This is a genomic window from Sphingomonas sp. DC5200-1 (assembly GCF_049897245.1).
GTDB lineage: Bacteria > Pseudomonadota > Alphaproteobacteria > Sphingomonadales > Sphingomonadaceae > Sphingomonas > Sphingomonas aquatilis.
Genome location: NZ_JAFCVW010000002.1, coordinates 396,950 through 414,260 on the forward strand (window position 1 = coordinate 396,950; position 17,311 = coordinate 414,260).

The following is a 17,311-nucleotide window of genomic DNA, read 5'->3' on the forward strand; positions in this document are numbered from 1 at the left end:
CGAAACCGCACTGACACCGGTTACGGACACGAACGGTGCGACCGGAACCGAATTCATGATGAGGAGGGCCTTTTGCCGCGGATTTTCCGCGCGCCGTGTCGATCCTCCCCGGACATCGCAGGTCTTCGCCTGCTGATCCATGTCGTGTGTGCGTCCTGTGGTAACCGGTGTCAACAGCCTTTTTGGCTGATGCCTGTTAGTCTTGCGCCGATGTGGCGCGGTCGCCTCAGGTGCCGGGCTGGATGTAGGGCACGCGCGCGAACAGCTCGCGCTGCCAGCGGCGGGGATCGTTCTCGACGCGCGATTCGGCATCGAAGATCATCGTCGCGCGGCGACCCAGGTCATAGGCCGGCCAAGGCGCCAGGCCGGCGCGATTGGGCGTGCCGGTATGTGCAAAGGCGACGAAACGCTCCTGTATCGCCGCACTCGCCGCACGGGCGTCGGCAGCCTGCCCTGTCTGCGATCCGGTCGCCCCCAGCGTGCCGAACACCAGCGGGATGTCCATCGTATGGAAAGCACCGCGACGCGGATCGGTCCGCGAAGTGAAATCGACCTGGTAGACGAACCCCGGCACCCCCGCCGCCGCCCGCGCCTCGGCCTCGATCACCTGCCCGCGCCAGCTCCGCCCCGCGGTCGTCGCATCGTAGAAGACCTGCGTTGGCGACCAGGTCGGAAAATGCGCGCGATATTGCGCGACGACCCATTCGGGCAGGATGTCGATCTTCAGCTCGGGCGCCATCCGATCGGCGAGATTGTCCCAGCTCAGCCCGCGTACCGTTGGCGAGTCGGGCGACAGGAAGCCGCGCGTTTCGTCATGGACGTTGCCGAGCATCATCGGGATGACGTTGCCGATCGGATTGGCGTCGGGCCAGAACGGGTGGCGGGTCAGCCAGTGCATGTCGAGCACCGGTCCGAAATAGAGCCCGCCGCCCAGGATCGGATCGCGCGTGTCCAGCGCCTCCACCAGCCGCTGCGTCGGCACCGCCAGCACCGCCGACAGGTCGCGTTCGGGCACGCGCAGCGCGGCCAGATAGGCGCGGGCGCGCTCGGTCGCATGCAGCGGCCCCGAGGCGGTCACCTGCTGTCCGCTCATCGTCGCGGCGCGGTGGAACAGGCCGCGTGCGGCGGGCATCCCCATCAGCGTCGCGATCTTCGCGCCGCCACCCGACTGGCCGAAGACCATCACCCGCCCCGGATCGCCCCCGAAGGCGGCAATATTGTCGCGCACCCATTGCAGTGCCAGGATCAGGTCGAGCTGCCCGACATTGCCGCTATCGGCAAAGCGCGGGTCGAACCGCGCGAGATAGAGATAGCCCAGCGCGTTGAGGCGGTGGTTGACGGTCACGACCACCACATCGCCGCGCGCCGCCAGCGCCTGCCCATCGTTGAGCGGATCGGTGACGCTGCCGTTCGAATAGGCCCCGCCGTGGATGTAGAGCATCACCGGCTTGCGCGCGCGGGGATCGGCCTCCGCGGTCCAGATGTTGAGGTACAGGCAGTCTTCGTCCTGCGGGCCATAGGGGCCACGTTGCGGACAAACGGGCCCGAAGGCGTCCGCCGCGACGGTCTGGCCGGGTGCTGCGAAGGCGACCGGCGCGCGGAACCGTGGCGCGGTGCCGTAGCGGATACCGCGAAAGGCGCGCACCCCGCCGTCGCGCGTGCCGATGAAATTGCCTACGCGCGTACGAACCGCGCCCGGCGGCGCGGCCCCGGCCGCCGCGCTCGCGAGCAGAGCGGCGCCCCCGCCGATCGCCGCCCGCCGCGTCCAGCCCTCAGCGCCGGACATCGAGCCCGCCGGCGAGATAGGCGTCGAGATCGGCTTGGCGGAACAGCGCGGCGTCACCGGGCAGCGAATGTTTGAGCGCGGCGAGCGCCAGTCCCGTGCGCGCGGCGTCAGCGATCCCCGCGCCCGTCTCCAGCGCGTGCAGCACGCCGGCGGCAAAGGCGTCGCCGCCGCCGATCCGGTCCACGATGCCAGCAAGCACCACCGTCTCGGTCTGCGCCGTGTCGTCGCGCGTATCGATCCGCGCTGACAAGTGGTGCAGGTCGACATGCTCGACCTCGCGCGCGGTCGATGCGATCGTCTGAAGGCGGGGGAAAGCGGCAAAGGCCGCCTCGCTCGCGGCGCGGCGGCGATCCTCGCCCTCGCCCGCAAAATCGTCCCGGCCCAGCAGCAGCGCGATGTCGCGATGGTTGCCAAACATCAGGTCGGCGTGCGCGACGATGCCCGACAGGATCGCGCGCGGATCACCGTCCCAGCGCGCCCACAATTTGCCGCGCCAATTGCCGTCGAACGAAATCGCGATCCCACGCGCCGACGCCGCCTCGACGGCGGCAAGCGCGCTCCGCGCCGGGACCGGGCCGAGCGCAGGGGTGATGCCCGACAGATGCAGCCGGGTGACACCGGCGAGCAGCATGTCCCAGTCCCAATCCGTCGCCGACGCCTCGGCGAAGGCAGAGGCGGCGCGGTCGTACAGCACTTCGGTGGCCCGCAGACCCGCGCCCGACGTGACGAAATACAGCCCCATCCGGTCGCCGCCGCAGGCGATGCCGGACGTGTCGACGCCATGCCCGCGCAGGGTGGCGATCGCCGCGCGCCCCAGATCGTTGTCCGGCACCCGGCTGGCGAACCGCACGTCGTGCCCCAGCCGCGCGAGCTGGGTCGCGACATTGGCCTCCGCCCCCGCGACCCAGACGTCGAGCCGCGGCGTCTGCATCAACAGCTCGCGCCCCGGGGGCGACAGGCGCAGCATGATCTCCCCGAAGGCGAGCAGCCGGTTCATCGCGCCAGCCACCCGCCATCGACGGCGAGGATATGGCCCTGGACATAGGCTGCGGCGTCACTGGCGAGGAACACCGCCGCGCCGCCGAGGTCCGCGGCATCACCCCAGCGCCCCGCCGGGATGCGATCGAGGATCGCGGCATTGCGCGCTTCGTCGGCTTGCAGCGCGGCGGTGTTGTTGGTCGCGATGTATCCCGGCGCGATCGCGTTCACGCTCAGCCCATGCTTCGCCCATTCGTTGGCGAGCAGCTTGGTGAGACCACCGATCCCCGACTTCGATGCGGTATAGCTCGGCACGCGGATGCCGCCCTGGAAGGTCAGCATCGAGGCGATGTTGATGATCCGCCCCCTGCCCTGTGCGATCATGTGGCGCCCGACCGCCTGGCAGAGGAAGAACACCGACTTCAAATTGGTGTCGACCACCGCATCCCAATCCGCTTCGGTGAAGTCCACCGCATCGGCGCGGCGGATGATGCCGGCATTGTTGACCAGAATGTCGAGCCCGCCCAGCCCCGCCACCGTCTCGTCGACGATGCGCTGTACCGGCTCGATGCTCGACAGGTCGGCCGAGACGATCAGCGCGCGGCGGCCGAGGTCGCGGATCGCGGTGGCGGTGTCCTCGGCCGGCGTGCGGCCGACCAGTGCGACGTCCGCGCCCGCTTGCGCCAGCGCGATCGCGATCGCCTGCCCGATGCCGGTGTTCGCACCGGTCACGACCGCCACGCGGCCCGAAAGATCGAAGGGGTTCATCGTTATTCTCCTCCCCTCCCTGGAAGGGAGGGGCCGGGGGTGGGTAGGGTCCGGGGATACGGTGGCCGGCAGTGCTCGCCCGTCCGTACCGCGAGCACGCCACCCCTCCCCGATCCTCCCCTGTCAGGGGAGGGAGGATCGGCTTACGCCAGCTGGCAGATATCCAGCACGTTCATGTCGGTATAATCCTGGTTCTCGCCCGCCATCGCCCAGATGAAGGCATAGGCCTTGGTGCCGGCGCCCATGTGGATCGACCAGGGCGGGCTGATCACCGCTTCCTCGTTCTGCATCACGATGTGACGCGTCGCCTCGCCCTCGCCCATGAAGTGCATCACACGGTCGGTGTCGAGATTGTCGAGCTCGAAGTAGAAATAGATTTCACTGCGGCGGTCGTGGATGTGCGGCGGCATCGTGTTCCACACGCTGCCGGGCTTCAGCACGGTGAGGCCCATCACCAGCTGCGCGCTGTCGCAGATGCCGGGGATGACGAGCTGGAAGATCGTGCGCTCGTTCGACTCCGCCAAGCTGCCGCGCTCGAGCGCATTCGCATCGGCGATCCCGAGTTTGCGCGTGGTGTATGCCTGATGCGCCGGGCACGAGGCGAGGTAGAAGCGCGCGCCGTCACCCGAAAACTGAACGTCCTTCGCCCCCATCGTGACGTACAGGCAGTCCTTGTTGCCGAGCTCGAACGTCTCGCCATCGACCGTCACGGTCCCGTCGACCTTGCCGACGTTGACGATCGCCATCTCGCGGCGTTCGAGGAAGGGATGGCCCGCCGCCGATGCCGGCTCGGTCTGGTCGGGCAGCTTCACGCTGCCGCTCGCCACCGCGACGCCGCCGATCACGAAGCGTTCGGCGTGCGTGTAGTTCAACACGCACTCGCCGTCGCGGAACAGCCCCTGGATCAGATACCGATCGCGCAGTTCGTCGTTCGACACGCACTCCATCATGTCCGGATGCGTCGCGTAATAGGTCCGGTCGTACATGGTCACTCCTTCGGGCCGCGCGCGGCGGCCGTGCTCTGGTCGATACGATAGGCGCGGCGGACGAGGCCGGCGGTCAGTTCCTGCGCGAGGTCCGCCGCCTCCCAGTCCGCGATGCGATGTTCGGCGACGAGTCGCGCCAGGAAGGCACAGTCGACACGGCGCGCGACATCGTGCCGCGCGGGGATCGACAGGAAGGCGCGCGTGTCGTCGTTAAAGCCGACGGTATTGTAGAATCCGGCGGTCTCGGTCGTCATCTCGCGGAAGCGGCGCATGCCTTCGGGACTGTCGTGGAACCACCAGGACGGTCCCAGCTTCAGGCACGGATAATGGCCGGCGAGCGGCGCGAGTTCGCGCGCATAGGCGCTCTCGTCCAGCGTGAAGAGGATGATCGACAGATCGGTCGAGGTGCCGAACCGGTCGAGCAGCGGCTTAAGCGCGCGGACGTAATCGGTGCGCGTCGGAATGTCCGCGCCCTTGTCGCGGCCGTGACTGGCGAACAGACCGGCATTGTGGTTGCGGAAACTGCCGGGATGGATCTGCATGACCATGCCATCCTCCGCGCTCATCGCCGCCATTTCGGTCAGCATCTGCGCGCGGAACAGCTCGGCGTCCGCCGGGGTCCAATCGCCGCCGACGATCCGCGCGAACAGTGCTTCGCATTCCAGCGGCGTCAGATTGGCGGTCGCTGCCGTCGGATGGCCGTGATCGGTCGCGGTCGCGCCCGCCGCGCGAAAGTGGGTGCGGCGCTTGCGATGGGCGGCGAGATAGCCCCGCCAGCCATAGACGTCCTCGCCGGTCAGTTCGGCGAAGCGCGCCATCGCCGGCACGAACGCCTCATGCTCGACGTCGATCACGCCATCGGGGCGATAGGTGGTGACGACGCGCCCGCCCCAGCCCGATGCGTGGATCGCATGATGCGCATCGAGGCTGTCCTGCGCGCCCTCGGTCGTCGCGAGAAAATCGATGCGGAAGCGATCGAAGAGCGCGCGTGGACGAAACGCATCGGTGGCGAGCGCCTCACCGATCGCGTCGAAATACAGGTCGGCGGTCTCCGCCTCCAGCGCCACCTCGATCCCGAACACCTGGGCAAAGACATGATCGAGCCACAGGCGCGAGGGCGTCCCGCGGAACAGGTGATAATGGTCCGCGAACAGGCGCCATGCCGCGCGCGGATCGGTGGCAGGCACGCCGCCCTTGTGCGGGATCGCCAGCGCGTCGAGTGCGATGCCCTGGCTGTAGAGCATGCGATACAGATAATGATCGGGCGCCAGCAGCAGCGAGGTCGCGTCGGTCCAGTTCGCATTCTCGGCGAACCAGCGCGGATCGGTGTGGCCGTGCGGGCTGACGATCGGCAGGTCGGCGACACCTGCATAAAGCGTGCGCGCGATGCCGCGTGTCGTCGGATCAGCCGGAAACAGGCGGTCGGGGTCGAGGCGCAAAGCCCGGGCCATCTCTATCCTCTCGAAGCGCCCTTCGTCAGGCGGCTGGCAGCTTGGTAACCGGTGTCAAATCGCGACGCAACCCCCAGCCTCATTCGCGGGGCGCCGCGACCGACGCACGACGGATCAGCGTCGACAGGAAAAGCGAGGGTTCTTCCACGTCCGGCTCCTGCTCCATGCCGCCTGCGATCAGTTTCAGCGCCGCCGATCGCGCCATGGAGGCGATCGGCCAGCGCACCGTCGTCAGCGGGGGCCAGACATGCGCGGCGATCGGCGTGTCGTCGAAGCCGATGATCGACAGGTCGCGCGGAATCTCCAGGCCGCGCTGGCGGGCGGCATGGATCACGCCCGCCGCCATCTCGTCGTTCGAGGAAAAGATCGCCGTCGGGCGCGGCACGACATCGAGCAATCGCTCTGCCGCGACCAGCCCCGAATCGAACGTATAATTGCCGTCGGCGATCATCGATCGCGGCAGCGCGATCCCCGCCTCCGCCAGCGCATCCTCGAAGCCCTGCCGCCGCTCGCGCGCCGAGCGGAAGCCGTGCGGGCCCGCGACCAGGCCGATGCGCCGATGCCCCTGTTCGATCAGATAGGCGACCGCGCCCTGCACTGCCTCGCGGTCGTTGGAGGCGACCATATGGTCGGCCGCATCCAGCACCGCCGACCCCATGCGCACGTAACGGCAGCCGATATCGTCGCACAGTTTCGCCACCGAATCGTTCTCGCTGATCGGCGGCATCAGCAACACGCCGAACAGGCGCTGGCGTTCGAGGAAGTGGCGCAGATCCTCCAGCATCGTCGCCGAGCCGCGATCGAGCGGGCGCACCACCATTTCGAATTCGGTATCGTGCAGCGCCTCCAGCATACCCTGCTGGACGTTCATCACCGTCTGCGCATTGGGATTGTCGTGGACCAGGCCGATCAGGAAATTGCGGCGCAGCGCCAGCGCCCGTGCCTGCGGGTTCGGGATGTAGCTGAGATCCGCGATCACCTCTTCGACGCGCTTGCGCGTCTCTTCGTTGAGCAAGGGCGAGCGGTTGATGACCCGGCTGACGGTCTTCTTCGATACGCCGGCGACGCGCGCCACATCGTTGATCGTCGGCTGGCCGGTCTTCTGCATGGCACCGGGTGTAAAGCGGGCGAAACGATCCCGCCAGTCCCACGCCCTTGCAAAGATCGTCCGGACAGGACACATCTGACACCGGTTACCGAAACGAATGTCGAGAGGATGGCATGGCGAGGGCATGGAAGGTGGCGCCGACCGATACGGTCGCCACGATGCTGGACGATGCACGCGCCGGCGACACGCTGACGGTCGACGGCGCCGCCGAGGACGCGATCGGCAGCGCGATCACGCTCGCCGAGGATATCGCGCGGGGTCACAAGGTCGCGCTGCTGCCGATGGGCATCGGAGCGCCGGTCCTCAAATACGGCTTTCCGATCGGCCATGCCACGGCCGCCATCCGGCCCGGCGCGCATGTTCACAGCCACAATCTGTCGACCGCGCTCGATGCGACGCTAGACTATCGCTACGCGCCGGCGCCCGCGGCGACTTTGCCAACGGCGGAGGCGCCGACCTTCATGGGCTATCGTCCTGCGGACGGGCGGGTCGCGACGCGCAACGAGATCTGGGTGCTGCCGACGGTCGGTTGCGTCGCGCGGACGGCGCAGCGGATCGCGGCGGGCGCCTCGGCGCAGGTCGGCGATGCGGTGGATGGCGTCCATGCCTTCACCCACCCGCACGGCTGTTCGCAGCTGGGCGATGACTTGGGCGGCACCCGTGCGATCCTAGCCGGACTGGCGAGCCATCCCAATGCCGGCGGCGTCCTGATCGTCGGGCTGGGCTGCGAGGAGAATCAGGTCGCGGCGTTGCTCGATGCGGTTCCGGCGGCACATCGCAGCCGGGTTCGCACGCTGACCGCCCAGCTCAGCGCCGACGAGGTCGAAGAGGGCATCGCTGCGGTCGTCGCGCTTGCCGAGGCGGCAAGCGCGGACCGCACGCCGTGCCCGCTCAGCGATCTCGTCCTCGGCGTGAAATGCGGTGGATCGGACGGCCTGTCCGGCCTGACGGCCAACCCGCTGGTCGGGCAGATGAGCGACCGCGTCGTCGGGGCGGGCGGGCGCGTTGTCTTCACCGAAATTCCCGAGATTTTCGGCGCCGAACAGACGCTGATGGATCGCGCCGCCGCGCCGCAGGTGTTCGACCGGATCGTCGGCGTGGTGAACGGCTTCAAACGCTATTTCCTCGATCACGGCGAGCCGGTGTCGGAAAACCCCTCCCCCGGCAACGTCGCCGGCGGGATCACGACGCTGGAGGAAAAGTCGCTCGGTGCCGTGCAGAAGGCCGGGCGTGCGCGCGTCGGCGCGGTGATCGATTACGGCGAGGAGGCGACGCAGACTGGCCTGACCTTGCTGGAGGCGCCGGGCAACGATGCGGTATCCTCCACCGCCCTTGCCGCCGCAGGGGCGACGGCGATCCTGTTCACCACCGGACGTGGTACGCCGCTGGGTTTCCCGGTGCCGACGATCAAGATCGCATCGAACAGCGACCTTGCCGCGCGCAAGCCCGGCTGGGTCGATTTCGATGCGGGCGCGGTGCTCGACACCGGGTTCGACGCCGCATCCGAGGCCCTGCTCGCGCGCATCGTCGCGGTCGCGTCGGGCGAGACCACCGCCGCCGAACGCAATGGCGAGCGCGAGATCGCGATCTGGAAACGAGGCGTCACGCTATGAGACTATCCCGCGCCACCCTGCCCCAAGTGCCGGACGCCATCGCCGCGCCGCGCGAGCGGCCGGAGGGCAAGATCGGCATCGTACATTTTGGCCCCGGCGCCTTCCACCGCGCGCATCAGGCGACCTATATCGACGATCTGCTGGCACGCGACCCAGCCTGGGGCATCGCAGCCGTGTCGCTGCGCAGCGCCGGCACGGTCGAAGCCTTGGCCGCGCAGGACGGCCTGTATACGCTCGCGGTGCGCGACGCCGAGCCGGCCATGCGCATCATCGGGGCGCACAAACGCTTCCTGGGACCCGACGATCATGCGGACGTCGCGGCGCTGCTGGCCGACCCTGACGTCCGGCTGGTGACGATGACGGTGACCGAAAAGGGCTATTGCCTGCAGGCCGATGGCACGTTGGACGTGACCCACGCCGATATCGTCCACGATCTGGCGGGCCAGCCGCCGCGCAGCATCGTCGGCTGGCTGGTGGCGGGGCTCGCCGCGCGCCGGGCCGCCGGCGTCGCTCCGTTCGTGGCGATGCCGTGCGACAATCTGGCGAGCAACGGGCGCAAGCTGCACGCCGCGCTCGTCGCCTTCGCCGCCGCCCGCGATGCGGACCTGGCGGCATGGATCGCCGAGACGGTGCGCGTCCCGTCCACGATGGTCGATTCGATCACGCCGGCAAGCGATGCGACGTTGCTGACCGACGTGGCCAACACGATCGGCGTGGACGACGACGCTCCCGTCCAGCGCGAGGCCTTCGTCCAATGGGTGATCGAGGACGTCGGGGCGGACGCCATCACGGCCTTGGGCAGCGTGGGTGCGACGCTGACGCTGGATGTCGCCAGCTATGAGCGGGCCAAGCTGCGTATCCTCAACGGCGCGCATTCGACCCTTGCCTATATCGGCCTGCTGCGCGGCGCGACGAGTGTGGCCGAAGCGATGGCGGACGGCCCGCTCGCCGCGTTCGTCGCCGCGATGATCCAGCAGGATATCGCGCCGATGCTGACCCCGGTGCCGGGCTTCGACCTCGACGCCTATGCGGGTGCGATCCTGACGCGGTTCCGCAATCCCGCGATCGTCCACCGGCTGGACCAGATCGCGCAGGACGGTTCGCAGAAACTGCCCTATCGCCTCGGCGATACATTGGTCGCCAACCGGCAGGCGGGGCGCATGCCGGCCCATGTGGTCCGCGCGCTCGGCGGTTGGGTCGCATTCCTGATGGCGCGCGCACGCACGGACACGGCGATCGTCGATCCGGCGGCCGAAACGCTGCGGTCGATCGCGCGGGAACAGGACGTCGCGGCGGTGGTCGACACGCTGATCGCGGCCGGACATCTCGTGCCGTCCGCCATCGCTACCGACACCGAGGTGCGCGCGGCGATCGCCGCCGCTGCGGCTGCCGCCGCATCGGCGGACTGGCCGCGATTTTTCGCGTGAGGACGCTTGCGATGCTTGCCAATGACACCGGTTTCCCATATCGATCCGATAACGACGAATGACATGGGAGGGGCTGCGGTGAAGCCGGACAGCGATATCGCGCAGGTTGCGCAGGCGTTCGTGGAGGCGCGACGGACCGCCACGGCGTTGCCGGACTATCCGGGGACTATTCCGCACGATCTGGCGAATGCCTATGCGGTGCAGGATGCCGCGCTGGCGCTCAGCGATCGTCCGGTCGCCGGCTGGAAGGTCGGCCGGATCAACCCACCCGCCGAAGGGTTCGACCGCCTGGCCGGCCCGATCTTCGCCGATCAGGTCACCGACACCGAACATGGCGAGATGCCGATCTTCGCCGATGGCTTCGGCGCAGCGGAGGCGGAATTCCTGTTGCGCATCGGCCGCGCACCCGATCCGGCGCAGCGAGACTTTTCCATGGCGGACGCCCGCGCGTTGATCGATGCGGTGCATGTCGGCATCGAGATCGCGAGTTCCCCCTTCCCCGGGATCAACACCAACGGGCCGACCGTCACCATTTCGGATTTCGGCAACAACAACGGCCTCGTCATCGGCGCCGCGATCGACGGCTGGCAGGATACCGACCTCAATTGCTGGCCGGTCGCGCTCTACATCAACGATGCGGAGATCGGCACCGGCATCGCCGCCGACATGCTTGACGGCCCCTTCGGCGCGGCGCGCTTCCTGTTCCAGCATCTCGCCGCACGCAATATCCCGGTTACGGCGGGACAGTGGATTTCGACCGGTGCGGTCACCGGCGTCCATCAGGTCGCCGTCGGCGACCGGGTGGAGGCGCGGTTCGACGGCCGCCTGTCGATCCACTGCACGATCACCGCGCAATAACGCGCCATACCACGACGAACGGCCCGCCAAGAGGCCGCTGACACAGGAGAGACAGACCGATGGCTACGATCGAAGCGCCGGAGGTCACGGCCGCACCCGCCAGCGTCGGCCGCTATCGCTGGGTGATCTGCGGCCTGCTGTTCGCAGCGACCGCGATCAACTATGTCGACCGCCAGATGATCGGGGTGCTGAAGCCGACGATCTCGGCCGAACTCGGCTGGTCGGAAACGACCTATGCCGACGTCATCTTCTGGTTCCAGGCCGCCTATGCGATCGGCTATCTCAGCTTCGGGCGGATCGTCGACGCGGTCGGCGCGCGGATCGGCTATTCGATCGCCTTCGTCATCTGGACGCTCGGCCATACGCTGTGCGGCTTCGTCGGCTCGGCGTTCCAATTCTCGGTCGCGCGCTTCATTCTGGGCATCGGCGAAAGCGGCAATTTCCCCGCGGGCCTCAAATCGGTGACCGAATGGTTCCCGGCGAAGGAGCGCGCGCTCGCGACCGGCATCTTCAACGCCGGCGCCAATGTCGGCGCGGTGGTGACGCCATTGATCGTGCCGGTCATCACGCTCGCCTTTGGCTGGCGGATGGCGTTCATCGTGACGGGCGCCGTCAGCCTGTTGTGGCTGGTCGCCTGGATCGTGCTGTACCGCCGCCCGCGCGAGAGCACGAAGGTGTCCGCCGCCGAGCTCGCCTATATCGAAAGCGATCCCGCCGACCCGGTTCAGAAGATCGGCTGGCTGAAGCTGCTGGGCTATCGCGAAACCTGGGCCTATGCGCTCGGCAAGTTCCTGATCGATCCCATCTGGTGGCTGTTCCTCTTCTGGACGCCCGATTTTCTCGCCAAGACCTATCACCTCGACCTCGTCAGCTTCGGGCCGCCGCTGGTCGTCATCTATCTGATTTCCGACTTCGGCAGCATCGCGGGCGGCTGGTCGTCGTCGCGGCTGATGAAGCGCGGCTTCACCGCCAATGCGGCGCGCAAATGGACGATGTTCGCCTGCGCACTGCTGGTGACGCCGATCTTCTTCGCGCAATATGTCGACCATCTGTGGCTGGCGGTCGCGATCGTCGGCCTCGCCACCGCGGCGCACCAGGCCTTCTCGGCCAACCTCTACACCATCCCGTCGGACATGTTCCCGCGGGCGGCGGTCGGATCGGTGGTTGGCATCGGCGGCACGGTCGGGGCAATCGGCGGCATGATGATGGCGAAGTTCACCGGCTATATCCTGCAGACGACGGGCAGCTACACGATCATCTTCGCGGTGGCGGGCAGCGTCTATCTGATCGCGGTCGGCGTCGTCCATCTGCTCAGCCCACGCCTGGCGCGGGTCGACGCGTTGTGAGGGGCGGCAGGCGCTCGCTGACCTCCGCGCTCGCACTGGCGACCGCCGCCCTTACGGCAGCGACGGCGCAGGCGCAGGAGACATCGCCCGGCCTGCTGTTCCACGCGCCGCTCGACACCGGCTTCGACGCGACCGTCGCGCACGGGGAAGCGGTGCCCAACTTCCGCGCCAACGTGCGCATCGTGCCCGACGGCGCGATCGGCGGTGCGGCGCATTGGGCGGACGATGGCTATGTCGCGTGGCGGGCGCCGGGCAATATGCGAGGCACGCGCGGCACCCTCTCCTTTTTCTGGCGTGCGCGTGAACCGCTAGGCGAGGCGCCGTTCGTCATCTTCCGCGCCGGCTTCGCCGATCACACCAGCTGGGACATGGCGTTCCTGCGTATCGACTGGAACGGCCACGGCTTCGACGCTTTCGTCACCGACACGAACCTGTCGCGCATCCGCGTCTCGTGGCGCATGCCGACCATCCCCGATGCGAAGGCGTGGCAGCATATCGCCTTCGCCTGGGACGAGACGAAGGGCGTGACGCTCTACGTCGATGGCAAGGAGGTCGCGCGCAAGGATCAGACTGCCGACCTCGACACCGGCCTCGACCAGTTCGGCCTGGCGGGGCGCGTGCTGGCGCCGCATCAGGTGCAGAGCCGCTACAATTTCATGCGCGGCTCCGACGTCGACGATATCCGCGTCTATGACCGGATGCTCTCCCCCGCCAACATCGCCGCGCTGGCGGTGAAAGCGGAACCCGGGCCCCTGCCCGCTGCCGACCCGCAAGGGGAGCGGCAGGCATGGCTACACCGCTACGGCTGGGCCAAAGGCTTGCCGCCGCTGCTCGACGCGCCGGTTACCCGCGTGCGCAAGGTCGAATTCGCAGATGCGAAGGACCTGAAGGAGTGGATGTGGAAGGGCGTCGACGGCATCGCCGAAACGACGTGGCCCGGCGTCTACAACCGGTCGCGCCTGCCCGGTCGCGACGATTATTTCGAGCTGCCCGACTGGAACGTCTATGTCGAAGGCGGCAAGCGCTACGACCTGACCGTCCCGGCGGGCGAGAGGTTCAACCGCGTCGAACTGCGCGGCGCAGCCTATGGCAGCCTCAGCTGGACGGGTGACGGCAAGGACACGCTTCTCGCCACCCGGCCGAAGGGTGTTGTGCGCAGCGTCGACCAGTTCGCGCCCCGCACCGGTGGCACGCTGCACTTCACCAACGTGATGCAGGAACAGCCGATCCAGGAGCTGTGGGCCTATGACATCGGCGCCGGCACCGAACCGGCGGGCAGCTTCAAGCTCGACTATACGATCCGGGCCGACATGGCGCCGACGCTCGCGGCGCTGGCACCGCTCAACGGCTTCATCGCCGGCCGCTACGCCCCCGACGAGCGGGCGACGGTCGTCGCGATGCCGACCGCGGGCGTAAAGGCTGCGGTGGGCGCCGGCGCGGCGGGCGGTGGCGGCACCGTGGCGCGCCCCGCCGGCATGGCGCCGATCGTCCATATCCTGATCCCGGCGACCCTGGGCGATGCGCTGCCCGACCAGCCGGTCGCCCGCGCCTTCGATTACGGCTGGCAGAATCTGCGCGACGGGCTGGACGGCATCGCGATCGACCTGCCCGCGCTGCCCGGCACCAAGCCGGTCGCGCTCGACATCCGCGTCAAGGACCCGATCTGGCCCGAGCGTGACATGATCGACCTGTCGGTCACCGTCCCGCCGGGGCAGAAGCGCACGCTGTGGCTCGACCTGCGCGATCGCATCCTGCCCAACGACAGCCTGTACCTGTCGATCGCGGCGTCCGACCCCGCCTTCTCTGCCAAGAGCCTCGACGGCGCGCGCATCCGGTTGGTGTTCAAGCCCCGCGCGCAGGCGATCACCGAACATGTCGCGGACCGCTTCAACCAGGTGAAGGACAATTGGGCCTTCCTGGTCGAGGAGCATACTTCATCGAAGCGCATGGCGCTGTATCGCCGCCTGTTCGCTGACATCACCGACCTGCTGCGGGTCGATCCGGACCATAAGGAGGCGCAGGCCTATTGGGCGGATATCGACTATCGCCCCGAAAACCTGCCGCCCTTCACCCAGCCCGTCCCGACCAAGGGCGAGCCGCTGTGGGCGTTCCGCCAGCTCGAGGACCTGAAATACGTCCGCCGCTTCGTCGACTGGTGGATCGATCACCGCCAGGTCCCCTATGGCGACTTCGGCGGCGGCATTTCGGACGACACCGACCTGACGCAGCAATGGCCGGGCTTGGCGCTGATGGGGGTCGAGCCCGACAAGGTGAACGCCTCGCTGCGCGCGCTGTCCGATGCGGTCTACACCAACGGCATGCGCGTCAATGGCCTGGGCTATATCACCACCGACGAGCTGCACGCCTATGAGGAGGGGCTGAACTCCGACGCCGAACGCCTCTACCTCAACTGGGGCGAGCCCAAGGCGGTCGAGCGACTGATGGAAACGACGCGCGCCTTGCAGGGCGTGATCCTGAAGAATCCCGCCGGCCACCTGCATTTCGCCTCCAGCTGGTACGGCGGGCGCAAGATGTATCGCGACGCACCCTGGGCGTGGCAGAAACCCTATGCCTTCACCGTCATGCACGCGCCGATCCTGATCGGCCTGTACAACGGCAATCCCGCCGCGCGCGGGCTGGTGACCGGCGTGATCGACGGCTGGATGGCGCACGGCAAGCAGGATGCGAAGGGCGTCTGGAGCTATCCCAACGAAATCCACTGGGACAGCGACTCCGAGCGGGCCGGCGACGGCGGCGGCATCTCGACGCCGTTGCAGAGCGCGTGGAGCGCATGGCGCTTCACCGGCGATGCCAAATACCTCCGCCCGTTGACCAGCCGCATGGCCAAGTCGGGACCGGCATCGCTGGCCGAAATGAACGAAAATGCCTTCGCCGTCCTGCCCGAAGGCACGCGCTATCGCGACGCCATCGCCGCAGCGGCAAAGGACGATCCGTTCGCGCTCTACACGCGCTGGGATGCGACGGGCGACGTCACCGCGCTGGAACGGCTGCATGCCGACGCCATCGCCGACAAGGCGCAGCACGAATATATGTACACCGAAGGCCATTGGTGGTCCGACCGCGTCGAACAGCCCAATGAGATCCTGCAACGCGAACGGCTGGGTGGCATCGCGCTGCGCCGGAACCAGACGTGGCCGGGCAATACGGTATCGTGGCGCTTCGCCGAGCCAGACGCCGCCGGCGACGTCGCGATCCTGATGCCGAACGCGACGCCGAACCACTTCCGCGTCATCGCCTACAATCGCACCGACCGCGTGCAGCGGGCGGAGATGACGACGTGGAACGTCACCGCGGGCCAATGGACGATGCAGCGCGCGACGAGCAGCGACGGCGGCAAGACGTTGGTCCCCGATGGCGGCGCGGCCACGCTGCCGCTCGAACGCAGCCTCGGCACCACCGTCGCCTTCGCGCCGCACACCACCACCGTCTACGACGTCACCCTCGCCAAGCCGACCGGGCCCGTCGAGCAGCGTCCCGATATCGGCATCGGCCGCGACGACGTGGTGCGCAACGGCCGCGGCCTGACGGTGACCGTCCATAGTCTCGGCGCACAGCCGACCACCGGGGGCAGGCTGACCGTGCGCGGCGCCGACGGCGCGGTGCTGGCGACGTCGGCGATCCCGCCGCTCGCCGCGCCGACCGATCTGCGCCCCCGCACCGCCACGGTCCGTATCGCCGCCCCGGCCAAGGCGACGAGCGTCGAGATCGCCTTGCCCGGTGACGCCCCCGAAGTGACGCGGCTGAACAACCGGGTGGTGCTGGAGCCCACGCGATGATGCGGCGGCGGCAGGTCCTCGCGGCGCTCGGCACGGGGGCAGCCTCCGCCCTCGCCGCGCCGGTCTTCGCCCGAACGGATGACGACCAGACGATCGGCGTCGCGCTCGACACCGCGACGACGCTGCCCGCCGCCCAAGCGCTGGACCTGCTCGCCCCGCTCTCCGCCGCTGGCGCCAGCACCGGCCGCCGCCTCGACCTGCAGGCCGCCCGCGCCGGCCTTGCGATCGACGTCGCCCTGACGAACGCGAGCGACGCGGCGACGCGCTTTTCGTTGCAGACGCAGCGGGTCGCGGGCAACGACGCGCGGCTGGATATCGTCGCGCGCGACCTCGCCGCCGCCAAAGCCGCGCTGGACGCGCGCGCGACGCGCCTGTTCGACCGGCTGGGCATCGCAGGTGGCACGACGGGTGCCCGGTTCGAGACGCTGTGGCGCGATCCGCGCTGGCTGTTCGCCGACGATGCCGCCGGGCGCGAGGCGGCGGTGGCGGCGATGCGGGCAACGCTGGCGACGATCCGCCCGCAAATGCCCCGCCTGATCGGCCCCTTGCCCGCGGCCTGCCTGTCGGTCGACGTCCGCCCGCTCGACGCTGCCGAGATCGCCGCGGGCAAGGGCGGCTACCGCATCCTGCCCGCCACGGGCGTGCAGGGCCTGTACGTCGTCGACCTCAAGGACATCCGCCGCCGCCCGCGCTTTTCCCTCCCCAGCGTCGTCGCGCATGAGCTTCTGCCCGGCCATATGGCGCAGATGCCGCTGGAGGCGCTCGCCCACCCCCACCCGCTGCGGCTCCGCTATGCCGCCGGCTTCAGCGAAGGCTGGGGCGTCTATGCCGAAATGCTGATGGCCGACGCCGGCCTGTTCGGCGATCCGGCGACCATGCTGGGGCATATTCACTGGATGCTGTTCCGGGTGACCCGCGGCCTCGCCGACATCGACCTGCACGTGCGGGGCATCGACACGGACCGCGTCGCGGCCCGGATCCGTGAGAGCCTTGGCGAATCCGTTTATTTTGCCCCCATCGACCGCGACGTGGTGCGGATCGCCAGCGACCCCGGGCTGCGCGCCGCCGATGCGTGGGTGCCCTTGCGCATCACCGCGGCGCGCCCGCGCGCGCGCCAGCGCTGGCCGCAATTCCATACGCCCCTGCTCGCCTTCGGCCGGCGCAGGACCGAACAGATCGCCGGATAAGCGCCG

At 68.6% G+C, this 17,311-nt stretch carries 12 protein-coding genes; 6 read left to right on the forward strand and 6 right to left on the reverse strand.

The window, feature by feature from the left end:
* Nucleotides 1-226 precede the first annotated feature (226 nt).
* The 6 genes from ACP7A3_RS05055 to ACP7A3_RS05080 all read right to left on the reverse strand — a co-directional run bounded on the left by ACP7A3_RS05055 (nt 227) and on the right by ACP7A3_RS05080 (nt 7,077).
* Nucleotides 227-1,786, reverse strand: a complete 1,560-nt coding sequence (locus tag ACP7A3_RS05055; RefSeq protein ID WP_426255109.1) for a carboxylesterase/lipase family protein — start codon at nt 1,784-1,786, stop codon at nt 227-229.
* Nucleotides 1,773-2,783: a sugar kinase gene (locus ACP7A3_RS05060; RefSeq protein WP_426255108.1), complete on the reverse strand. Its 1,011-nt coding sequence runs from the start codon at nt 2,781-2,783 to the stop codon at nt 1,773-1,775. The genes ACP7A3_RS05055 and ACP7A3_RS05060 overlap by 14 nt, the downstream gene beginning before the upstream one ends.
* A complete protein-coding gene (kduD, locus tag ACP7A3_RS05065) occupies nt 2,780-3,532 on the reverse strand; it encodes a 2-dehydro-3-deoxy-D-gluconate 5-dehydrogenase KduD (protein ID WP_426255107.1) in 753 nt (250 codons plus the stop codon). Before kduD ends, ACP7A3_RS05060 begins: the two co-directional genes overlap by 4 nt.
* A 143-nt stretch (nt 3,533-3,675) precedes the next feature.
* Nucleotides 3,676-4,518 carry a 5-dehydro-4-deoxy-D-glucuronate isomerase gene (gene kduI, locus ACP7A3_RS05070; protein WP_426255106.1) on the reverse strand — a complete coding sequence of 281 codons (843 nt, stop codon included), beginning with the start codon at nt 4,516-4,518 and terminating at the stop codon, nt 3,676-3,678.
* Between the two features lie 2 nt (nt 4,519-4,520).
* Complete coding sequence (gene uxaC, locus ACP7A3_RS05075; protein WP_426255105.1) at nt 4,521-5,969, reverse strand: glucuronate isomerase; 1,449 nt, start codon at nt 5,967-5,969, stop codon at nt 4,521-4,523.
* Nucleotides 5,970-6,048: 79 nt separating this feature from the next.
* Complete coding sequence (locus ACP7A3_RS05080; protein ID WP_147037164.1) at nt 6,049-7,077, reverse strand: LacI family DNA-binding transcriptional regulator; 1,029 nt, start codon at nt 7,075-7,077, stop codon at nt 6,049-6,051.
* A gap of 113 nt (nt 7,078-7,190) precedes the next feature.
* On the opposite strand from ACP7A3_RS05080, the gene ACP7A3_RS05085 reads away from it, so the two are divergent.
* From ACP7A3_RS05085 to ACP7A3_RS05110, 6 genes are all read left to right on the forward strand, one after another.
* On the forward strand, nt 7,191-8,690 hold the full coding sequence (locus ACP7A3_RS05085) for a UxaA family hydrolase (RefSeq protein ID WP_426255104.1): 1,500 nt from the start codon (nt 7,191-7,193) through the stop codon (nt 8,688-8,690).
* Nucleotides 8,687-10,117 carry a mannitol dehydrogenase family protein gene (locus ACP7A3_RS05090; protein ID WP_426255103.1) on the forward strand — a complete coding sequence of 477 codons (1,431 nt, stop codon included), beginning with the start codon at nt 8,687-8,689 and terminating at the stop codon, nt 10,115-10,117. The genes ACP7A3_RS05085 and ACP7A3_RS05090 overlap by 4 nt, the downstream gene beginning before the upstream one ends.
* A 78-nt stretch (nt 10,118-10,195) precedes the next feature.
* On the forward strand, nt 10,196-10,975 hold the full coding sequence (locus tag ACP7A3_RS05095) for a 2-keto-4-pentenoate hydratase (RefSeq protein WP_082898480.1): 780 nt from the start codon (nt 10,196-10,198) through the stop codon (nt 10,973-10,975).
* Nucleotides 10,976-11,034: 59 nt separating this feature from the next.
* On the forward strand, nt 11,035-12,321 hold the full coding sequence (locus ACP7A3_RS05100) for an MFS transporter (RefSeq protein WP_426255102.1): 1,287 nt from the start codon (nt 11,035-11,037) through the stop codon (nt 12,319-12,321).
* Nucleotides 12,318-16,118: a LamG-like jellyroll fold domain-containing protein gene (locus tag ACP7A3_RS05105; protein ID WP_426255101.1), complete on the forward strand. Its 3,801-nt coding sequence runs from the start codon at nt 12,318-12,320 to the stop codon at nt 16,116-16,118. The genes ACP7A3_RS05100 and ACP7A3_RS05105 overlap by 4 nt, the downstream gene beginning before the upstream one ends.
* Nucleotides 16,115-17,305 (forward strand): DUF885 family protein, encoded by a 1,191-nt coding sequence (locus ACP7A3_RS05110; protein WP_426255100.1) that lies wholly within the window; start codon nt 16,115-16,117, stop codon nt 17,303-17,305. The genes ACP7A3_RS05105 and ACP7A3_RS05110 overlap by 4 nt, the downstream gene beginning before the upstream one ends.
* The last annotated feature ends 6 nt before the right edge of the window (nt 17,306-17,311 follow it).